Here is a 16,091-nt window from a genome sequence, read left to right as displayed (position 1 = left end):
TCACGCTGCCTTTCGTTCGGTAGCGCCCGGCGCCCACGGCGGAACGACCGTGGGGTACGCCGAGGGCGCGGTGTGCAGATAGCGAGCGGTGCGGGACGCCGCCAAGAACGCGCGAAACTCGTCGCGGCCGGACGGCACTTCGATGAGCCGGTGCGCCCGCGGCCGCAGGTTCAGCAGCGCCGTGCGGTGCACCCGCGGCGCCGGTTCCGACGTGTCGTCGGGCAGCAGCCACTCGGGCGCGTGCCGCAGCGCGGCGAGCTGCAGCGGCTGCTCGTCGTACACCGTGTCGGCCGGCTTCTTCGCGCTGGTCTTGTAGTCGATGAGCCACAACTGCCGCCGCCGGTACTGGCCGGTCGGCAGCCACAGCCACACGTCGCCGGTGCCGGCGTAGCCGTACTTCCGGTGCATCACGGTCGTCTCGACGGCCTCGACGTCGCGCTCGAAGTCGACGCGCCACAGCCGGAAGAACGCGGCCAACTGGACGGCGTACGGCTCGACCTCTTCGTCGTACGGGTACGGAGTGTTCAGGACCAGGGCGACGGCGCGCAGGTGCACGCGCGTCCCGAGGTCCTGCGCCCGTTCGGTGTACTGCCGGTGCGCGGCGACGAGTTCCTTCCGCAGCGCGGCCGGCTCGGTCCGGGCCCGGCGGGCGACGGCGATCGGCTCGGCGAGTACCCGGTCGGCGGCCATGCCCGCGGCCCACGGAAGCAGTGCCGGTTTCGCGATCGAGGACAGGCAGTTGGTCACGCTGATCAGGTCCGGGCCCCCGGCGGGGTCGCGGTAGTAGCGACCCCGCTCGGTGTCCCGTGCCCATTTCGGGTCTGTCACCAGTTCTCACCGGCCCAGATGTGGCGGTCGTCGTGTCCCTGCCGGGCGCCTGCGAAGTAGTCGCCGATCCGGGCTCGCTTGCGGGCGCGGATGAACGACGCTTCGGGCAGGGTGCCGGGGCGCGGGCATGCGCAGGGCAGCACCTCGGGAAACTCGCACGGGCGCGGGTGCCGGTGAGTGGCGACGTCCTCGCGCGGCCCGGGGCCGGCGGGGATGCTCTTCTCATCGGCGTGCACCGTGCGCCGCAGGTGCGCGACGAACTCCGTCACGGTCACGGCCGTGCCGTGCTCGCGTGCGTAGTCCTCGGCGAACTCGGCGACCTGCCGCAGCAACTCGGTTCGGACGCTCATGCCGACTCACCGCCCTCGCGGTACGCGCGGATCGCGGCGTCGTGCTGCTCCTGCATCATCTTCGCGACGACCTCGGCGAGGTCGAGCGCTTCGTCGAGGCTGCACGCGAACGCCACGCGGCGACCGACTTCGGAGACGTACCGCCATCCGTCGCCGTCGATCCACGCCCGCAGCCCGCACAACGCGCCGTCCGTGACTGCCCAGCGGTCCGACCCGGTCGACTCGCGCTGTACGACGATCTCGCCGTACCCGCCGAGCCCCTCGGGCAGCGGCACACGGAACTCGGACGCGAGCGCGAGCTGCGCCGCGATGTGCTTGACGTACTGCGCGAGGATCCACGCCTCGTCGCCGTCGAGGTCCCACCGGTCGGGGTCGGGCATCGTGGCGAGCACGTCGTCGGCGAGTCGGCGGTACGCCTGCGCGTCGAGGACGAGCCGGGACGGGTTGAGGTCGTCGCCGAGGGTCTCGCGGCGCACCTCGGCGCGGTGCTCGTCCATGACGTCGCGGTAGTGGCCGGTGCCGAGGAAGGCACGGACGGCGCCCCGGTCAACCTTGGATGCGAGCGTCTCGATCGCATCGGCCGTGTAGGCATGCTGCTGGCTGCCTGTGGCGCGGTACTCACGGGCTTTCTTCACCAGCCATCCGACGGCCTCGATCTTGGCCTCGGCGAGAATCTCGGCGCGGTAGGCGTCGAGGAGCCCGACGACGTCGGCGTCGGCCGTCGCGAGGATCCCAGGGTGCCGAAGGATGTCGTCGCGGGCGCTCATGCGGCCGCGCTCCCCTCGGCGTCGTCAGCGTCGGCGGCCTGCAGCGCGGCCACAACCGGCACCGCGAGCTGCTCGATCCGCCCGGCGAGCGCGAGCGCCTGCAGCCCGTACACCGGCAACTTCGTACCGGCCACCGCGACCAGGTCGGCGACGAGTTCCTCGACCGGCAGCGCCCGCTCGGGCCGGTAGGGGTCCTGCGGATGCATGTCCTGCAGCGCGTCGAACCGGTCGGCGTACGTGTCGTCGTTCAGCAGCGCCATGACGACGTCGTGCACGACGTGCTGCACGAACGCGCCGACGTCGAGCGTGACGCCCGTCGGGATCGGCTCGACGGAGACACGGAACGGACCAGTGACGGGAACCTGGTTGGTCATCGGGAACCCCCAGCAGTGGAGACGAGTACGAGCGCGGCCGCGATCAGCAGCAGCACGGCAGCGACGGTGAAGTTCTCGGAGATCACGACCGCACCGCCGACCTGCGCGCCGCGTTCAGCGCGCTGTACATCGCGGGCACGCCGTACCCGACGAGCCGAGCCCGGACGCCGAGGTACGTGCAGCGCACGACCATCGCCGCCCCGGTCGAGTCGCCGCGGGCGTCACCGGCGTTGAGGGCGTGCAGCCACTGCTTCCAGTCGGCGAGCGTCCGCGGGTGCACGACGAACTGCACCTCTCCGCCGGCCGCCTCGACCGCCGGGGCGCCGGGCATGTCCGCGACGAGCGTCTTCGCGTCGTCGGCGATGCCCTTCGCGCGGCGGCAGTCCGCGAGCGCGGCGACTGCGGCCGGGGATGGGCGGTTGCGGCCCGGCGCCGCGAACGGATCGGCCGGCGTGGTGGCGAGCAGCCCCTGCTCGTCGAGCAGCCGGGCCGCCTCGTACGCGGGGTCGGTGGTGGTGCCGTGCACGATCGCCTGCGCGATGACGCGGGCCGCGCGCTCGATACGAGAGTTCGTCATGACGCCACCGGGCCCGACTGCTCCGCGGCCCGGAACTGCTCGGGCACCCACTCGTCGGCGACGAGCGCGACGTGCACGTAGATCCGCACCGTCGACCCGTCACCGCGGCGCGGCGTCTCGGTGCGCAGCGTCCACAGCGACGCCCCGTCGATCGCCGGGGCACGGTTCACGGTGCCGCCGAGCTCGTACACCCACCGCGCGAACTCGCCACCACCGGCGACGACGACGTGCACGCCGTCCTCGCGGGCGATCGGCTCGCGGGCGGTCGGCAGGTCGAGGAAGTCGCGGGTCGCCTCGACAGCCTCGATCAGGGGGTCGGTGCGCGGGATCAGCGCCTTACGGAGAGGGATAGGCTTGACGCTCACGGCGTCGCCTCGCTTTCGTCCTGGTCGGATGGGTGGGGCGATGCCCCTGGGGTCGTTCCGCTGCTTGGCCGTTGCGGGACGGCCCCTGTTTGCTGTGCGGCTACGCGGCAGCCCGGTGCGGGGCGGCGTCGGCGGTGCGGCGGCGCACGATCTCCGCCTCGATCGCCTCGACCGAGCCGAGCGGGTGACCGGGGTAGTAGGCGGCCTCGGCTGCCTCGCGCGGGGTGCGGGCGGCCCGTTCGGCGACGGCGTCGACGAGTGCGTCGGCGGCGGCACGGACGGCGCGGGCTCGCAGCAGCGTCGTGTCGGCGGCGCTCATGCGGCGAGTGCCTTCGTGCCCCGGGTGCTGGTCCGCTGGCGGGGCGCGGGCCGGCGCCGGGACTGCGCCGGGGCGACCGTGCCGAACGTGAACACGTCGTCGAACGCGACGCCGTACGTCAGGCAGATGCGGGCGATCGCGGCCGGGCCGGCCGGTCCGCCGGCGCGGAGCCGGTGCAGGGTTCCGACGCTGATGCCGGTCGCTTCGGCCTGCTGCTCGTAGGTGGAGTGGCCTCGGGCGCTGGTCACCGCCTCGAACGCCTTGGTGTTGAGCACGATGGTGTCCATCGGCTTCCTTCCGTCACTGGAAGTTCCGTTGATGGAAGGAAGCTAGCACGTTCCTTCCGTCAGTGGAAGTTCCAGCACTGGAAGGAAGTTGAGTGTAGGTTCCAATTGCGGAAATCGACCAGATGTTCGAAGCTGGGACCGACGTGCATCGACGGCGAAAGGTTGTACGGCAAACGACTTGACCTGCGCTTCCGCTGCTGGAAGATGGGCTCAGCTTGCTTCCAGTAGCGGTAGCCTGCGCGCATGCGGAGACGAGATGACGATCACGAGACCGGCGGGGACCTCGCGCAGCGCCCCGAATGGCGACAGTGGCTTACCGAGACACTGACCGACCGGGGGTACGACCTCGACCGGCGCGGCGGACGGAAGCAGCTCGCCGATGACACGGGCCTATCGGGCGGCATGGTCACGCGCCTACTGGCCGGGGAATCGATGTCATACGAGACGCTGCTTGCCTTTTCCCGGGGGACGGGCATTCCCATTTCGGAAGTTTTGGTCAGGAGTGGCAAGGCAGCGGAAGCTGATTTCTCACCTTCCGGATCAAAAACCAGTCAAGTTACGGTATCGTCCCGAAAGCGCTTGACACCCGAGGAAGTCGCTAAGGCTGCGGGTGTGCCTGAAGAAGACCAAGCGTGGTTCGCGACCATGGTCAGAAGAATGCGACGGCAAAACACAAGTGATGGCGGCAGCTCGGCGGGGGGTGCTGCAGCGGAGGGGTGAACAATGCAGGATCAGCGCAGAGTAGAAGTTCTGGCCAAGGCTTGCGCAACTGTGGGGGTCGCGCTCGCCGGGTACGGAACCGTCCTCGACCTCACGCCGGCCTACCGAGCCGGCGTCCTGATCCTCATCACATCAGTTGCTGCCTGCCTGCACCACATGATCCGGACCGCCACACGAGCAGTCATGGCGCACCAATCAGAGTGCACGCGCTCGGCCGTGCAGGAACGGCAGCAGATCGCAGAAATGGGAATGAAAGCCGCTCGTTTCGACATGCTGACGGACGTTGCCTTGGAGGCAAAAGGGGATGCGGAAGTCGTGGCTCTTCCGCGTCCCCGTGACACCCCCCGGATGCGTCGAAATGGGAGCGCATAAAAGTAGGGGGTTTGGTGTCTTCAATTCGGGGCACACGGATTAGTTCTTCTCTCGCCCTGGCGTCGGTGCCTCCCAGCGGGCTAATCCCCGTCATCGGATATGCCCGCGTATCCACATGGCGCGAAGAGATGATCAGCGTCGACATTCAGAAGAGCGTCGTCGAGGACGCCGCCGCCCGGCGCGGCCGGTACGTCGCCGAGTGGATCGTCGACCCGGACGCCACGGGTAGGGACTTCAAGCGCAAGGTGATGCGCGCGATCGAGATCGTTGAGGACCCCGGCCGGCCCGAGCGTGAGCTGTGGGCGTGGAAGTTTTCGAGGTTCGGCCGCAACAGACACGGCGTCGCGATCAACCTCGCGCGGATCGAGTCAGTCGGCGGCGAGCTCGTGAGCGCTACTGAAGAGGTCGACGCGAAGACCGCCGTCGGCCGCTTCACCCGCGGCATGCTCCTGGAGATCGCCGCGTTCGAATCGGACCGGGCCGGCGAACAGTGGAAAGAGACGCACGAGCTGCGCCGCAACCTCGGCCTACCCGCCACCGGAGGCAAGCGCTTCGGGTACAAGTGGCACCCGCGAGTTCTTCCCGACGGCGAGGGCGGGTGGCGCACCCAAGATGAGTGGTACGAGGTGCTCCCCGAGCATGCGGAGCTCGCCCATGAAGCGGTCGAGCGCTACAACAAGGGGCGCACCGGGTACGGCAACATCGCCCGATGGTGGAACGACCTAGGGGTGCTCACCACCCGCGGCACCCCGTGGCAGGACCAGACCGTACGGCGGTACATGCAGTCGGGATTCGCGGCCGGCCTGCTGCTCGTCCACCTGCCCGACGTCGGGTGCGCGACCCCCCGCTCGTGTAAGAAGCGCGACCACTACGCCTACCGGCCCGCCGAGCATGAAGCGATCTGGTCGGGCGACGAGTGGGACAACTACCTAGACCGCCGCGACGCTCGCCGTAACACGCCCTCGCGGGCGCTCGCGCCGGTGTACCCGCTCGCCAGTCTCGCGAAGTGCGGCATCTGCATCAGCCGAGATCCACACGGCGCGGCTACGGCCCGCACGCACGACAGCCGGGGTAAGAAGGGGTTCGCGTACCGGTGCGGGCCGCGGGCGCGGGGCCTGGTCAAGCACGAGCCGCTGTGGATTCACCGCGACCTGGTCGAAGAGCGCGTACTTGAGTGGCTGTACGACGTCCGCGACGAGATCGACGCCATCGTGTCCGGCCGTGTCGTGCTGCCGAAACCTGAGATCAAACCGGACACGGCTAAGAAGCGTAAGCGCCTCGAACGAGAGATCGGGAAGCTGCAGGGCGCCCTCGACCGGGCGAGCACCGGTTACAGCATGGGGGACATCCCGCGCGACTCGTACCTGCGGACACGGGACAAGTTGACCGAGGACGTTGAGGCCAAGCAGAAGGAACTCGCCGAGCTCGGGCCCGAGCAGCCGGCCGAGGTGCCGAGCCCGGTTCCGCACCGCGAGACCGTGCTCGGTCTGATCGCCGAGTGGGACACGATCAGCGTCGCCTCGAAGCGGCTGATGCTGGCGACGCTGGTCCGGCGGGTGGAGTTGTGGCCCGATGACCGGGTGGTCGTGGTGCCGGTGTGGGCACCGGCCGACCCGAAGCGCGACGCTTGAGCTCTCGTGTGTGCTTTGGAGTACTGGTCATGCGAGCAGTACGGTCCCGCGGAGCTGATCGAGCAGGCCCGCATGGCCGAGCAGGCCGGATTCCAGGCGCTGTGGATCTCGGACCACTACCACCCGTGGAACGACGAGCAGGGACAGAGCCCCTTCGTGTGGTCGGTGATCGGCGCGCTGTCCGAGGCCGTGTCCCTGCCGGTCGAGACGGCGGTGACCTGCCCGACCGTGCGCATCCACCCGGCGGTGGTGGCCCAGGCGGCGGCGACCAGCGCGGTAATGACCGAGGGCCGCTTCCGGCTCGGCGTCGGCACCGGCGAGGCGCTCAACGAGCACATCCTCGGTGACGCGTGGCCGGCCGCGCACGTGCGCCTGGAGATGCTGGAGGAGGCCATCCTCATCATGCGCCGGCTGCTGACCGGTGAGGAGGTCAACCACCACGGCACGCACTACACGGTGGAGAACGCCCGCCTCTACACCGTCCCCGACGAGCCCGTCCCGATCGACATCTCCGGCTTCGGCCCGGCGGCGACCAAGCTGGCGTCCCGGGTGGGCGACGGCTACATCACGATGATGCCGGACGCCTCGATGGTGGAGCAGTACCGCAAGGGCGGGGGCGGCGGCAAGCTGGTCAGCGGCGGCACGAAGGTCTGCTACGACACCGACCGGGAGGCGGCGGTACGGACCGTGCACCGGCTGTGGGCCAACGAACAGCTGCCGGGCGAGCTGGCCCAGGTGCTGCCCTCGCCGAAGCACTTCGAACAGGCGCAGACGCTGGTCACCGAGGACATGGTGCGCGAGAACCGGGTGTGCGGCGAGGACGTGGACGAGCACGTGGCGGAGCTGAGGAAGTTCGCCGACGCCGGGTTCGACCGCGTCTACGTCAACCAGATCGGCCCCGACATGCGCGGCTTCTTCGACTTCTACCGCACGAAGGTGCTGCCGCAGCTGCAGGAGAACACCTGATCCGCGGCTCCTCGACCGCGCACGGCCGCGCCCCCGGACCGTCCGTCCGGGGGCGCGGCCGTTCCCGTGGGTCCGGTCAGGCGCTGCGGTGCGGCCCCTCGGGGCCGGCGTCGTCCCGGCGCGGCGCGGCGGTGCCGGTGCCGCCCGGCGCGGGGGCGGTGGGCGGCATGGGCGGGTACGGCACGCCGAGTCCGTTCGGCGGGGCGGCGGCGGTGGTGGGGCCGCCGGCGGTGTGCTCGTGGCCGGCGACGTGCCCGGAGCCCGGCACGGCCCCCGGCCCCGGGGCATGCGGCCGTGCGGCGCCGCGCAGCAGATAGGCCGCGACGCCCAGGAGGGCGGCCGTGATCAGTGCGGCGGCCCAGTCGGGCAGGCCGATGGCGAGGGCCAGGCCCACGGTGAGGGCGAGGGCCGCGCCCGCGTACAGCGCGGCGGCACCGGAGGCGGCGTAGAGCGTGGCCTTGCGGCGCTGCTTCCGCGTCTGCTCGCGCAGCTCGTCGCGCACGGTCTCGCGTGCCACCTGCGCCAGTTCGTCGACCAGTTGCTTGTCCAGGTGTTCCAAGTGATCCATGCGGTCCATGCCTTGCGGGTACCCGCGGGCGGCGGGTCCATGGGGCCCGCGCCCGGCGGCGGCCAACTAGGCTCGTCCGTATGGACATTCTGGGAGCCACACTGCGTATCTGTGTCGACGACCTGGACAAGGCGATCCCCTTCTACGAAGGTCTGGCCGGCGGCCCGGCGCTGCGCTTCGAGCGCGGTGGCGTCCAGGTCGCCGCGATCGGCTGCTTCCTGCTGATGAGCGGCCCCGAGTCCCAGCTCGAGGTGCTGCGCAAGGTGGCGGCGACGATCGCCGTGACGGACGTCGAGGAGGCCCACCGGGTCCTGACCGAGCTGGGCGCGGACGTCATCGCGGGTCCGGTGCCCACGCCCGCGGGCCGCAACCTGATCGCCCGTCACCCGGACGGGGCGGTGTACGAGTACGTGGACCGGCGCGCGTAGGGCCCGCGCGCCGGAGTGACCGCCGGCCGGGCGGGGGCTCACCCTCCGTCCGGCCGCATCCGGAAGTCGTAGCGTGCCGGGAGCGGCTCGTCGGTGAGCCGGGCCCAGAGCCGGCCGATGCTCTCGTCGCCCTCCCGCAGGTCGGCGACCTCGAAGTCCTCGTCGTAGACGGCCCGGGCCTCGGCGCTCCGGCCCTCGGCGTGGAGCAGCTGGGCCTCGGTCAGCCGGAACCGGCCGCGGGTGCGGACCGTTTCGGGCGGCCGCTCCCACACGGCACGGGCGTCCTCCGTGCGTCCGGCCTGGAGCAGCGCCTCGATCGCCTCGCCTCCGAGTGCGGCGGTCGCCGCCCGCCACCGTTCGCCGTCGTGCCCTCAGCGGGTTGTCCGGTCCCAGCGGCGCGGCGGGCAGCGTCAGTACCTCACGTCGGATCGTCGTCACGATCCCCCATGGAAGCCGCTCACCGGCGCGGTGAGCAGGGGCGTCGCCGGTCACGTTCGCGCGACGTGGCTCACGTTCAATTCGCTGGGCGCCGTGCCGGTGGCGGCCTAGTGTCGGACGGTCGGCGTACGAACGAAGGAGCGGCACATGAGCGAGCAGCACACCTACCGGGTGATCGTCCGGGGCACCTGGGAGGGGTTGACGGAACAGGCGCGTGCCCGGCTGCTCGCCGAGGCCGCCGACCACGGGATGGCGAGCATGCGGTTCACCGAGGAGGGCTCGCTGTCGTACGAGCCGTCGCCGCTGAAGCACTTCTCGATGCGGTTCGTCGTGGTGTCGGACGCGGCGGACGGCGAGGAGATGGCGGGCGCGATCGCCGAGGACCGGACGGAGACGGTGCTGCGCGGGCTCGGCTACGGGTTCGGCGACCTGAGGTCGACGGTCACCGACCTGGACACCATGAAGATCAACCGGAAGTCGCGGTCTCGACGGTGATCGCCCAGCGCTGGTGGTCGCGCCAGGCCCCGTCGATGTAGAGCATCTTCGGCGAGAAGCCCTCCAGGTGGAAGCCGCAGGCGCGGGCCAGCGCGATCGAGGCGGCGTTGCCCGGCTGCACGTTGATCTCCAGTCGGTGCAGCCGCAGCGGCCCGAACGCGTACCGCACGACGAGGCCCAGTCCCTCGCGCATCAGGCCGCGGCCCGCCGCGTGCGCGAAGGCGCCGTAGCCGAGGGCGCCGCTGAGGAAGCCGCCCCCGACGATGTTGTTGATGTTGACGAATCCGGCGATGCCGCCGCCGTCCTTCTCGCACACCAGGAATCCGGCCTTGGTCGGGTCCTCGATCAGCCGGGACGCGTAGGCGGCGTAGGCCTGGGCGCTGTCCGGCGGGAAGAGCCACGGGTGGTGCAGGTCCTTGCTCTCACGGACCCGGGCGGTGAACTCTGCACCGTCCTCGTACGTGAAGTGGCGTATGCCCACGCGGGGACCCTCGGCGAGGTGGCGGGACGCGGTGTGCGGCATCCCGCCACTCTACGACGCACCCGGGCGGGGTGCCCGGTCAGCGCAGCGCCGGTTCGTCCAGCGTCAAGGTGCCCGCGTCCGCGTCGAGTTCCGCCGTCACTCCGAAGGGCACGGTCAGCGCCCCCGCGCAGTGGCCGAAACCGAAGTCCTCCACGACCGGCACCCCGAGACCGGCGAGGCGGTCGGCCAGCATCGGACGCAGCCGCTCGGCGGGCTCGCACTGCTCCCACGACCCGAGCAGCACCCCGGCGACGCCGTCGAGCCAGCCGGCGCGCAGCAGCTGGGTGAGGTAGCGGTCGAGGCGGTACGGCTCCTCCCCCACGTCCTCCAGGCACAGCAGCCCGCCGCGGGCGGAGGACCGGGCGTGCGGGGTGCCCAGCTCGGCGGCGAGCAGGGCGAGGCAGCCGCCGAGGGTGACGCCCCGCGCGCGGCCGGGCACCATCGGTGTGCCGCCGTCGGAGGCGATGACGCGGACCGTCTCCGGGGCGAACAGGGTGGCCTTCAGGTGGTCCTGTGCCCGCGCGTTCTTGAGGAAGTCGATGCCCGCGGCCATCGGCCCGTGCAGCGTGACCAGGCCCAGCCGGCGGGCGAACGCCTCGTGCAGCGAGGTGATGTCGCTGAAGCCGACGAGCACCTTGGGTCCGGCCGCGCGCATCGCCTCCCAGTCGAGCAGGTCGATCATGCGCTGGACGCCGTACCCGCCGCGGGCGCACAGCACGGCGTCCACGGCCGGGTCGCACCAGGCGCTCTGGAGGTCGGCGGCGCGGTCGGCGTCGGTGCCGGCGAGGTAGTCGAAGGTGGCGTGCCGGTCCAGGACGTGCGGCGCCACGACGGGGTCGAGGTCCCAGCCGCGCAGCACGTCGAGGCCCGCCTGCAACCGCTCCTCGGGCACCGGTCCGCTGGGCGCGACGACGGCGACACGGGCGCCCGGCCCGAGCCGGGACGGACGCGTCAGGGGTTTCACTCGGTCAGCTCCAGGGTCGGGACGCCGGGCGAGTCCAGTCCGAAGACCTGTGCGTAGAGGGAGAGTTCGGCCTCAAGGACGCGCACCATGGTCTCCGCCCGGCGGAATCCGTGTCCCTCTCCCTCGAAGGCGATGTAGGCGTGCGGTACGCCGCGGCCCGCCATGCGGGCGAGGAACCGCTCGCACTGGACGGGCGGGCAGATCACGTCGTCCAGGCCCTGCAGCAGCAGGAACGGCGCGGTGACGCGGTCGGCGTGCTCGGCGGGCGACCGCTCGGCGTATCGGTCCGGCACCTCGGCAAGGGGCCCGATCAGGCTCTCCAGGTACTGCGACTCGAAGTCGTGGGTCTCCCCCGTGCCCCAGCCGGTCAGGTCGAGGATCGGGTAGATGACCGTGCCGCAGGCGTAGACGTCGGTGGCGGCGAGCGACGCGGCCGCCGTCCAGCCGCCGGCGCTGCCGCCCCGTACGGCGAGCCGTGCCCGGTCCGCGGTGCCCTCGTCGGCGAGGGCCAGGGCGACGGCCGCGCAGTCCTCGACGTCGACGACGCCCCACTGCTCGCGCAGCCGGTTGCGGTACTCCCGGCCGTGTCCCGTCGAGCCGCCGTAGTTGACCTCCGCGACACCGATGCCGCGCGAGGTGAAGTAGGCGATCTCCAGGTCCAGCACCAGGGGTGACCGGCTGGTGGGGCCGCCGTGCGCCCAGATCACGTACGGCGGCAGTTCGCCGTCGGGGGCGGCGCAGGCGGGGTGCTGCGGCGGGTAGACGTGCGCGTGGATGTCGCGTCCGCCGGGGCCGGTGAAGGTGCGGATCCGCGGTTCGGGGTAGTGCGCGGGGTCCACGGCGTCGGCGTGCGGGGCGCCGATCACTCGGGCCCGGCCGGTGCGCGTGTCCAGCTCCACCACCTCGTAGCCGCTGCGCGGACCGGCGCCGACGGACACCACCCGCTCGCCGTGCGCGGCGAGGGTGGCCGCGAACTCGGTCCAGGAGCCGGCCGCGTCGACGACCTCGCCGGTCTCCGGGTCGAGTATGCCGAGGGCGGCGGCGCCGCGGCCGTGCAGGACGGCGATCAGGCCGCTGTCCAGCGGCGCGAACCAGCGCTGCCCGAGCTTCCACAGCGGCCCGCCGAACTCCTCCTCGCGGGTGCACAGCGGTCGCCCGTCGCGGTACAGGTTCCACCAGCCGGTGCGGTCGGAGGCGTACAGCAGGGCGCCGTCGGGGGCCCAGTCGGCCTGGGCGATCGACTCCTCGGGGCCGCCGGCGACGGTCCGGGCGTCCCGGAACGTGCCCTCGGGGCCGATGTCGGCGACGATCAGCTCGGTGCCGTCCCAGGGCATGCGCGGATGGTCCCAGGCGAGCCAGGCGGCGCGCCGCCCGTCGGGCGAGACGCGCGGCCCGGTGACGAACCGGTGCCGTTCGTCGGTGAGTTCACGTACCGCTCCCCGGTCGTCGGCCGCCGATCCGTCCAGCGGAACCGCCGCCAGGACCCGGCGCACGTCGCTCGGTCCGTCGCCGGTGAACTCCTCCAGCACGCACCACACCTCGCCGCGTTCGGGGCGCGGCTGCGGCTCCGCCCAGCGCAGCCCGCCGCCCACCGGGGAGACGGGGGTCAGCGGACGCGGCCCGGCGCCGCCCGGCTCGTAGGCGTACAGCCGCTGGTCGGCGAAGTTCACGAAGACCACCAGCGGCCCGTCGGGGGCCGTGAGCGCGGCCCAGGGACGGCCGCCGTACTCGATGACGCGGCTGCGCACATTCCACGGCGCGGGCAGCACCGGTTCCTCGGTGCCGTCCGGGTGCCGCCGGACCAGGGTGCGCCGGCCGCCCTCGGTGGGTCTGGGCGCCGTCCACCACACCTCGTCGCCGACGAACCCCACGTCCTCGGGCCGCCCGTCGTGCGCGGCGGCGAGCGCCGCGTCGATCGGCGAGGGCCACGATCCGTACGCCAGAGTCTGCACTGACTCCCCCAACTTCTCCTCCAGAGCCTTGTCGAGCGGGCGCTAGGCGGTGCGCAGGAACCGGTCGAGGACGCGGACACCGAAGTGCAGCGCCTCGACGGGAACGCGTTCGTCGACGCCGTGGAACAGGGCCTGGTAGTCGAAGCCCTCCGGCAGCTTCAGCGGCGCGAACCCGTAGCCGGTGATGCCGAGCCGCGAGAACTGCTTGGCGTCCGTGCCGCCGGACATGCAGTACGGCACCACATGTCCCTCGGGGGCGAACTCCTCGACGGCCGCCCGCATCCTCGCGAACGTCGGCGAGTCCACCGGTGCCTGGAGGGCGACCTCGCGGTGGGCGAACTCCCAGTCCACGTCCGGTCCGGTGAGCCGGTCGAGGGTGTCGCGGAACTCGTCCTCGCAGCCGTACAGGAACCGCCCGTCGACGTGGGCGACGGCCTGGCCCGGGATGACGTTGAGCTTGTATCCGGCGTCCAGCATGGTCGGGTTGCTGCTGTTGCGGACGGTGGCCTCGACCAGCTTGGCGGCCGGTCCGAGCTTGTCCAGCAGGGCGTCGACGTCGTCGAGGTCGGTGTCGATGCCGTACAGGGCGGCGAGTTCGGTGAGGGCGGCGGCGACGGTCGGGGTCAGCCGCAGCGGCCACTCGTGCTCGCCGATGCGGGTGATCGCCGCCGCGAGGCGGGTGACCGCGTTCTCCCGGTTCACCTTGGAGCCGTGTCCGGCCCGTCCGCGCGCGGTGAGCTTCAGCCAGCCGGTGCCGCGCTCGCCCGCGGCGATCGGGTAGATCTGCCGGCCGCCGCCGTCGTGGAAGGTGAACGCCCCGGACTCGCTGACGCCCTCGGTGCAGCCCTCGAACAGGGCGGCGTGCCGGTCGGCGAGGAAGCCGGAGCCGTCCTCGGCGCTGGCCTCCTCGTCCGCGGTGAACGCGATGACCACGTCCCGCCGGGGCCGGACGCCCTGCCGGGCCCAGGTGCGGGCGACGGCGAGGATCATCGCGTCCATGTTCTTCATGTCGACCGCGCCGCGCCCCCAGACGACGCCGTCGCGGATCTCCCCGGAGAAGGGGTGCACGCTCCAGTCGGCGGCCTCGGCGGGCACCACGTCCAGGTGACCGTGCACCAGCAGCGCCTCGGCGGACGGGTCGGTGCCCTCGATCCGGGCGACGACGTTGGTCCGGCCCTTGGTGCGTTCCAGCAGGGTGGGCTCGATCCCGGCCTCGGCGAGCCGCTCGGCGGCGTACTCGGCGGCCGGGCGCTCCCGGCAGTCGCCGCCGCCCCGGTTGGTGGTGTCGATCCGGATGAGGCCGGAGGTGAACCGGACGACCTCGTCCAGCGCCTGCGCGTCGGTCCCCGTGTGCTCAGCCATACTGCTCCTCCACGGCCGCCGAGACGATCGTCGTGACCGCCTTGAACGTCCGGATCGCCTCGAACATCGTGTCGTGGGTGTACGCCACCTTCCGCTCCCCGACCTGCGTCACCCCGGGCACCACGGTCGAGGCCGCCGCCAGGTGCTCGGCGTCGAACTCCAGGGCGAGGGTGAACGGCCCGGCACTCACCGGCTCGTGCCGCACCGCGAGCGCGGCGGCCTCCTTGGCCGCGGCCCGGATGTCGGCGGCGGTCCTGGCGGGTGTGCGGCACACGGCCGCGTAGCGCGACACGTGGTCCTTGACCGCGACCTTCCGCGCCTCGGGCGCGTACCCGAGCGCGTCCTCGCAGGCCACGTCGTCCCCGGTGACCAGCACCACCGGCACCCCGTACTCGGCGACCACGTGGGCGTTGAGCAGGCCCTCACTGGCCCGTACGTCGTTCAGCCACACGCCGGTGAGCTGGTTGGCGAGGTAGGTGTGCGCGAGGACACCCTCCATGCCGGCGCCGGCGTGGTAGCCGATGAAGGCGATGCCGTCCACGTCCCCGTGCTGCACACCCTCGACCATGGACAGGGCCTTGTGCCGCCCGGTGAGCATCTCGGTCCGCTCGTCGAGCCGCTCCAGGAGCAGGTTGCGCATGCTCCAGTGCGCCTCGTTGACGAGCACCTCGTCGGCGCCGCCGTCGAAGAAGCCCTGCACGGCGGCGTTCACGTCCGAGGTGAACATCGACCGGCACCGCTCCCACTGCGGAGTCCCCGGCAACACGTCGGCCGGCCAGGTGACGCCGGTGGCGCCCTCCATGTCGGCGCTGATGAGGATTTTCACGAAACGTGGTCCATTCGCAGGTCAGAGGCTTGCCGTGGGGCGGCGGGGATCTTCATGCCTCGAAACCGTACGCGTTGCCGGGCCGCCTCGGCCAGGCCTGTGGACAACTGTCGGTGGTCCGGACCACTGAACCCACCTCGAACGGCCCACGAGCAGCCCTCAGGGCAGCTCGAAGGGGAGATCCATTCCGGCGAGGGCGCCGGGGCACGGGCACGTCCGCTCCTCCGGCAGCCGTCGTATCGTCTCCAGCACGATCTCCCGCATACGGTCGGAATTGCGCGCGAACACCGCGAAGACATCGTCCTGCTGTACGCCCTCACCGGCGTCCAGGCCCGCGTCGTAGTCGGTGACCAGGGCGATCGACGTGTAGCACAGGGCGAGTTCCCGGGCCAGAGCGGCCTCCGGGTGTCCTGTCATGTTGACCAGCGACCAGCCGGCCGACGTGAACCACCGGGACTCGGCGCGGGTGGAGAACCGGGGCCCTTCGACCACCACCATGGTGCCGCCGTCGTGCGCGTCGGCGCCGACGGCCGCCGCGCCCTTGAGGACGGTGCTCCGCCCGTCGGGGCAGTACGGATCGGCGAACGGCACGTGCAGCGCCCCCTGGTCGAAGAAGGTCTGCGCCCGCCCGCTGGTGCGGTCCACCAGTTGATCCGGTACGACGACGGCACCGGGGCCGTGGTCGCGGCGCAGCGACCCCACCGCGCAGGGCGCGAGCACCTGACGCACCCCGAGGGCGCGCAGAGCCCACAGGTTGGCCCGGTAGTTGATGCGGTGGGGCGGGTGGGCGTGGGTGCGGCCGTGCCGGGGCAGGAACGCCACCCGTCGCCCGGCCACCGAACCGACCGCGACGGTGTCGGACGGCGCGCCGTAGGGCGTGTCGACGGTGATCTCCTCGGCTTCTTCGAGCAGTCGGTAGAAGCCGCTGCCGCCGATGACGCCAAGGGTCGGCGCGGCCTGGGTGGTTCCGGTCATGGGG

General features: G+C 71.8%; 21 protein-coding genes and 1 pseudogene. 6 read left to right on the top strand and 16 right to left on the bottom strand.

All coding sequences use genetic code 11. The features are described from left to right. The 8 genes from IEZ05_RS24180 to IEZ05_RS24145 all read right to left on the bottom strand — a co-directional run bounded on the left by IEZ05_RS24180 (position 1) and on the right by IEZ05_RS24145 (position 3,867). Positions 1–828, bottom strand: coding sequence for a hypothetical protein (locus IEZ05_RS24180; RefSeq protein ID WP_189232331.1), 828 nt, complete (start codon positions 826–828; stop codon positions 1–3). Then, positions 825–1,178 (bottom strand): hypothetical protein, encoded by a 354-nt coding sequence (locus tag IEZ05_RS24175; protein ID WP_189232491.1) that lies wholly within the window; start codon positions 1,176–1,178, stop codon positions 825–827. Before IEZ05_RS24175 ends, IEZ05_RS24180 begins: the two co-directional genes overlap by 4 nt. After that, entirely contained in the window at positions 1,175–1,945 is a 771-nt protein-coding gene (locus IEZ05_RS24170; protein ID WP_189232330.1) for a hypothetical protein, read from the bottom strand. The genes IEZ05_RS24175 and IEZ05_RS24170 overlap by 4 nt, the downstream gene beginning before the upstream one ends. Further along, positions 1,942–2,319: a hypothetical protein gene (locus IEZ05_RS24165; protein WP_189232329.1), complete on the bottom strand. Its 378-nt coding sequence runs from the start codon at positions 2,317–2,319 to the stop codon at positions 1,942–1,944. The genes IEZ05_RS24170 and IEZ05_RS24165 overlap by 4 nt, the downstream gene beginning before the upstream one ends. 82 nt (positions 2,320–2,401) lie before the next feature. Further along, positions 2,402–2,896, bottom strand: a complete 495-nt coding sequence (locus IEZ05_RS24160; protein WP_229869833.1) for a hypothetical protein — start codon at positions 2,894–2,896, stop codon at positions 2,402–2,404. Next, the gene (locus IEZ05_RS24155) at positions 2,893–3,261 is read right to left on the bottom strand and encodes a hypothetical protein (RefSeq protein WP_189232328.1); all 369 of its coding nucleotides are present in this window, start codon (positions 3,259–3,261) and stop codon (positions 2,893–2,895) included. Before IEZ05_RS24155 ends, IEZ05_RS24160 begins: the two co-directional genes overlap by 4 nt. A gap of 100 nt (positions 3,262–3,361) precedes the next feature. Continuing rightward, positions 3,362–3,580, bottom strand: a complete 219-nt coding sequence (locus IEZ05_RS24150; protein ID WP_189232327.1) for a hypothetical protein — start codon at positions 3,578–3,580, stop codon at positions 3,362–3,364. Next, complete coding sequence (locus IEZ05_RS24145) at positions 3,577–3,867, bottom strand: helix-turn-helix domain-containing protein (protein ID WP_189232326.1); 291 nt, start codon at positions 3,865–3,867, stop codon at positions 3,577–3,579. Before IEZ05_RS24145 ends, IEZ05_RS24150 begins: the two co-directional genes overlap by 4 nt. Before the next feature lie 243 nt (positions 3,868–4,110). Between IEZ05_RS24145 and IEZ05_RS24140 the strand changes: the two genes are divergently transcribed. Genes IEZ05_RS24140 through IEZ05_RS24125 form a run of 4 tightly spaced genes read left to right on the top strand, consistent with a single transcriptional unit; the run spans position 4,111 to position 7,556 of the window. Beyond that, entirely contained in the window at positions 4,111–4,587 is a 477-nt protein-coding gene (locus IEZ05_RS24140) for a helix-turn-helix domain-containing protein (protein WP_189232325.1), read from the top strand. 3 nt (positions 4,588–4,590) lie between these two features. Next, positions 4,591–4,959, top strand: coding sequence for a hypothetical protein (locus IEZ05_RS24135; protein ID WP_189232324.1), 369 nt, complete (start codon positions 4,591–4,593; stop codon positions 4,957–4,959). 14 nt (positions 4,960–4,973) lie between these two features. Next, a complete protein-coding gene (locus IEZ05_RS24130) occupies positions 4,974–6,590 on the top strand; it encodes a recombinase family protein (protein ID WP_308426954.1) in 1,617 nt (538 codons plus the stop codon). A gap of 15 nt (positions 6,591–6,605) precedes the next feature. After that, positions 6,606–7,556: an LLM class F420-dependent oxidoreductase gene (locus IEZ05_RS24125; protein WP_268255229.1), complete on the top strand. Its 951-nt coding sequence runs from the start codon at positions 6,606–6,608 to the stop codon at positions 7,554–7,556. Between the two features lie 76 nt (positions 7,557–7,632). On the opposite strand, the gene IEZ05_RS24120 is transcribed toward IEZ05_RS24125, so the two are convergent. Then, positions 7,633–8,133, bottom strand: coding sequence for a phage holin family protein (locus tag IEZ05_RS24120; protein WP_189232321.1), 501 nt, complete (start codon positions 8,131–8,133; stop codon positions 7,633–7,635). 71 nt (positions 8,134–8,204) lie between these two features. Between IEZ05_RS24120 and IEZ05_RS24115 the strand changes: the two genes are divergently transcribed. Further along, complete coding sequence (locus IEZ05_RS24115; RefSeq protein ID WP_189232320.1) at positions 8,205–8,552, top strand: VOC family protein; 348 nt, start codon at positions 8,205–8,207, stop codon at positions 8,550–8,552. Between the two features lie 38 nt (positions 8,553–8,590). Here the strand turns inward: IEZ05_RS24115 and IEZ05_RS24110 are convergent. After that, positions 8,591–8,917, bottom strand: a pseudogene (locus IEZ05_RS24110) (DUF5107 domain-containing protein); the annotation flags it as partial. Between the two features lie 220 nt (positions 8,918–9,137). On the opposite strand from IEZ05_RS24110, the gene IEZ05_RS24105 reads away from it, so the two are divergent. Then, complete coding sequence (locus tag IEZ05_RS24105; RefSeq protein WP_189232319.1) at positions 9,138–9,485, top strand: DUF6204 family protein; 348 nt, start codon at positions 9,138–9,140, stop codon at positions 9,483–9,485. Here IEZ05_RS24105 and IEZ05_RS24100 read toward each other — a convergent pair. The 6 genes from IEZ05_RS24100 to IEZ05_RS24075 all read right to left on the bottom strand — a co-directional run bounded on the left by IEZ05_RS24100 (position 9,457) and on the right by IEZ05_RS24075 (position 16,087). After that, a complete protein-coding gene (locus IEZ05_RS24100) occupies positions 9,457–10,008 on the bottom strand; it encodes a GNAT family N-acetyltransferase (RefSeq protein ID WP_189232318.1) in 552 nt (183 codons plus the stop codon). The genes IEZ05_RS24105 and IEZ05_RS24100 overlap by 29 nt on opposite strands. 37 nt (positions 10,009–10,045) lie before the next feature. Then, entirely contained in the window at positions 10,046–10,972 is a 927-nt protein-coding gene (locus IEZ05_RS24095; RefSeq protein ID WP_189232317.1) for a S66 peptidase family protein, read from the bottom strand. Next, positions 10,969–12,924: a prolyl oligopeptidase family serine peptidase gene (locus IEZ05_RS24090; RefSeq protein WP_373298841.1), complete on the bottom strand. Its 1,956-nt coding sequence runs from the start codon at positions 12,922–12,924 to the stop codon at positions 10,969–10,971. The genes IEZ05_RS24095 and IEZ05_RS24090 overlap by 4 nt, the downstream gene beginning before the upstream one ends. Positions 12,925–12,966: 42 nt before the next feature. Then, positions 12,967–14,286 carry a M20/M25/M40 family metallo-hydrolase gene (locus IEZ05_RS24085; protein ID WP_189232315.1) on the bottom strand — a complete coding sequence of 440 codons (1,320 nt, stop codon included), beginning with the start codon at positions 14,284–14,286 and terminating at the stop codon, positions 12,967–12,969. Beyond that, positions 14,279–15,112, bottom strand: coding sequence for a M55 family metallopeptidase (locus IEZ05_RS24080; RefSeq protein ID WP_189232314.1), 834 nt, complete (start codon positions 15,110–15,112; stop codon positions 14,279–14,281). The genes IEZ05_RS24085 and IEZ05_RS24080 overlap by 8 nt, the downstream gene beginning before the upstream one ends. 159 nt (positions 15,113–15,271) lie before the next feature. Then, a complete protein-coding gene (locus tag IEZ05_RS24075) occupies positions 15,272–16,087 on the bottom strand; it encodes an S-methyl-5'-thioadenosine phosphorylase (RefSeq protein WP_189232313.1) in 816 nt (271 codons plus the stop codon). Positions 16,088–16,091: the final 4 nt, after the last annotated feature.

The organism is Streptomyces flaveolus, from assembly GCF_014648815.1.
GTDB classification, from domain to species: Bacteria; Actinomycetota; Actinomycetes; order Streptomycetales; family Streptomycetaceae; genus Streptomyces; species Streptomyces flaveolus.
This window is presented reverse-complemented; position numbering and strand designations above follow the sequence as displayed.

Bases quoted from the DNA above. Each gene is read 5' to 3' on its own strand.
- IEZ05_RS24105 (WP_189232319.1), top strand. From the start codon at position 9,138: ATGAGCGAGCAGCACACCTACCGGGTGATCGTCCGGGGCACCTGGGAG.
- IEZ05_RS24170 (WP_189232330.1), bottom strand. From the start codon at position 1,945: ATGAGCGCCCGCGACGACATCCTTCGGCACCCTGGGATCCTCGCGACG.
- IEZ05_RS24150 (WP_189232327.1), bottom strand. From the start codon at position 3,580: ATGAGCGCCGCCGACACGACGCTGCTGCGAGCCCGCGCCGTCCGTGCC.
- IEZ05_RS24160 (WP_229869833.1), bottom strand. From the start codon at position 2,896: ATGACGAACTCTCGTATCGAGCGCGCGGCCCGCGTCATCGCGCAGGCG.
- IEZ05_RS24175 (WP_189232491.1), bottom strand. From the start codon at position 1,178: ATGAGCGTCCGAACCGAGTTGCTGCGGCAGGTCGCCGAGTTCGCCGAG.
- IEZ05_RS24085 (WP_189232315.1), bottom strand. From the start codon at position 14,286: ATGGCTGAGCACACGGGGACCGACGCGCAGGCGCTGGACGAGGTCGTC.
- IEZ05_RS24145 (WP_189232326.1), bottom strand. From the start codon at position 3,867: ATGGACACCATCGTGCTCAACACCAAGGCGTTCGAGGCGGTGACCAGC.
- IEZ05_RS24115 (WP_189232320.1), top strand. From the start codon at position 8,205: ATGGACATTCTGGGAGCCACACTGCGTATCTGTGTCGACGACCTGGAC.
- IEZ05_RS24135 (WP_189232324.1), top strand. From the start codon at position 4,591: ATGCAGGATCAGCGCAGAGTAGAAGTTCTGGCCAAGGCTTGCGCAACT.
- IEZ05_RS24120 (WP_189232321.1), bottom strand. From the start codon at position 8,133: ATGGACCGCATGGATCACTTGGAACACCTGGACAAGCAACTGGTCGAC.
- IEZ05_RS24075 (WP_189232313.1), bottom strand. From the start codon at position 16,087: ATGACCGGAACCACCCAGGCCGCGCCGACCCTTGGCGTCATCGGCGGC.
- IEZ05_RS24165 (WP_189232329.1), bottom strand. From the start codon at position 2,319: ATGACCAACCAGGTTCCCGTCACTGGTCCGTTCCGTGTCTCCGTCGAG.
- IEZ05_RS24100 (WP_189232318.1), bottom strand. From the start codon at position 10,008: ATGCCGCACACCGCGTCCCGCCACCTCGCCGAGGGTCCCCGCGTGGGC.
- IEZ05_RS24140 (WP_189232325.1), top strand. From the start codon at position 4,111: ATGCGGAGACGAGATGACGATCACGAGACCGGCGGGGACCTCGCGCAG.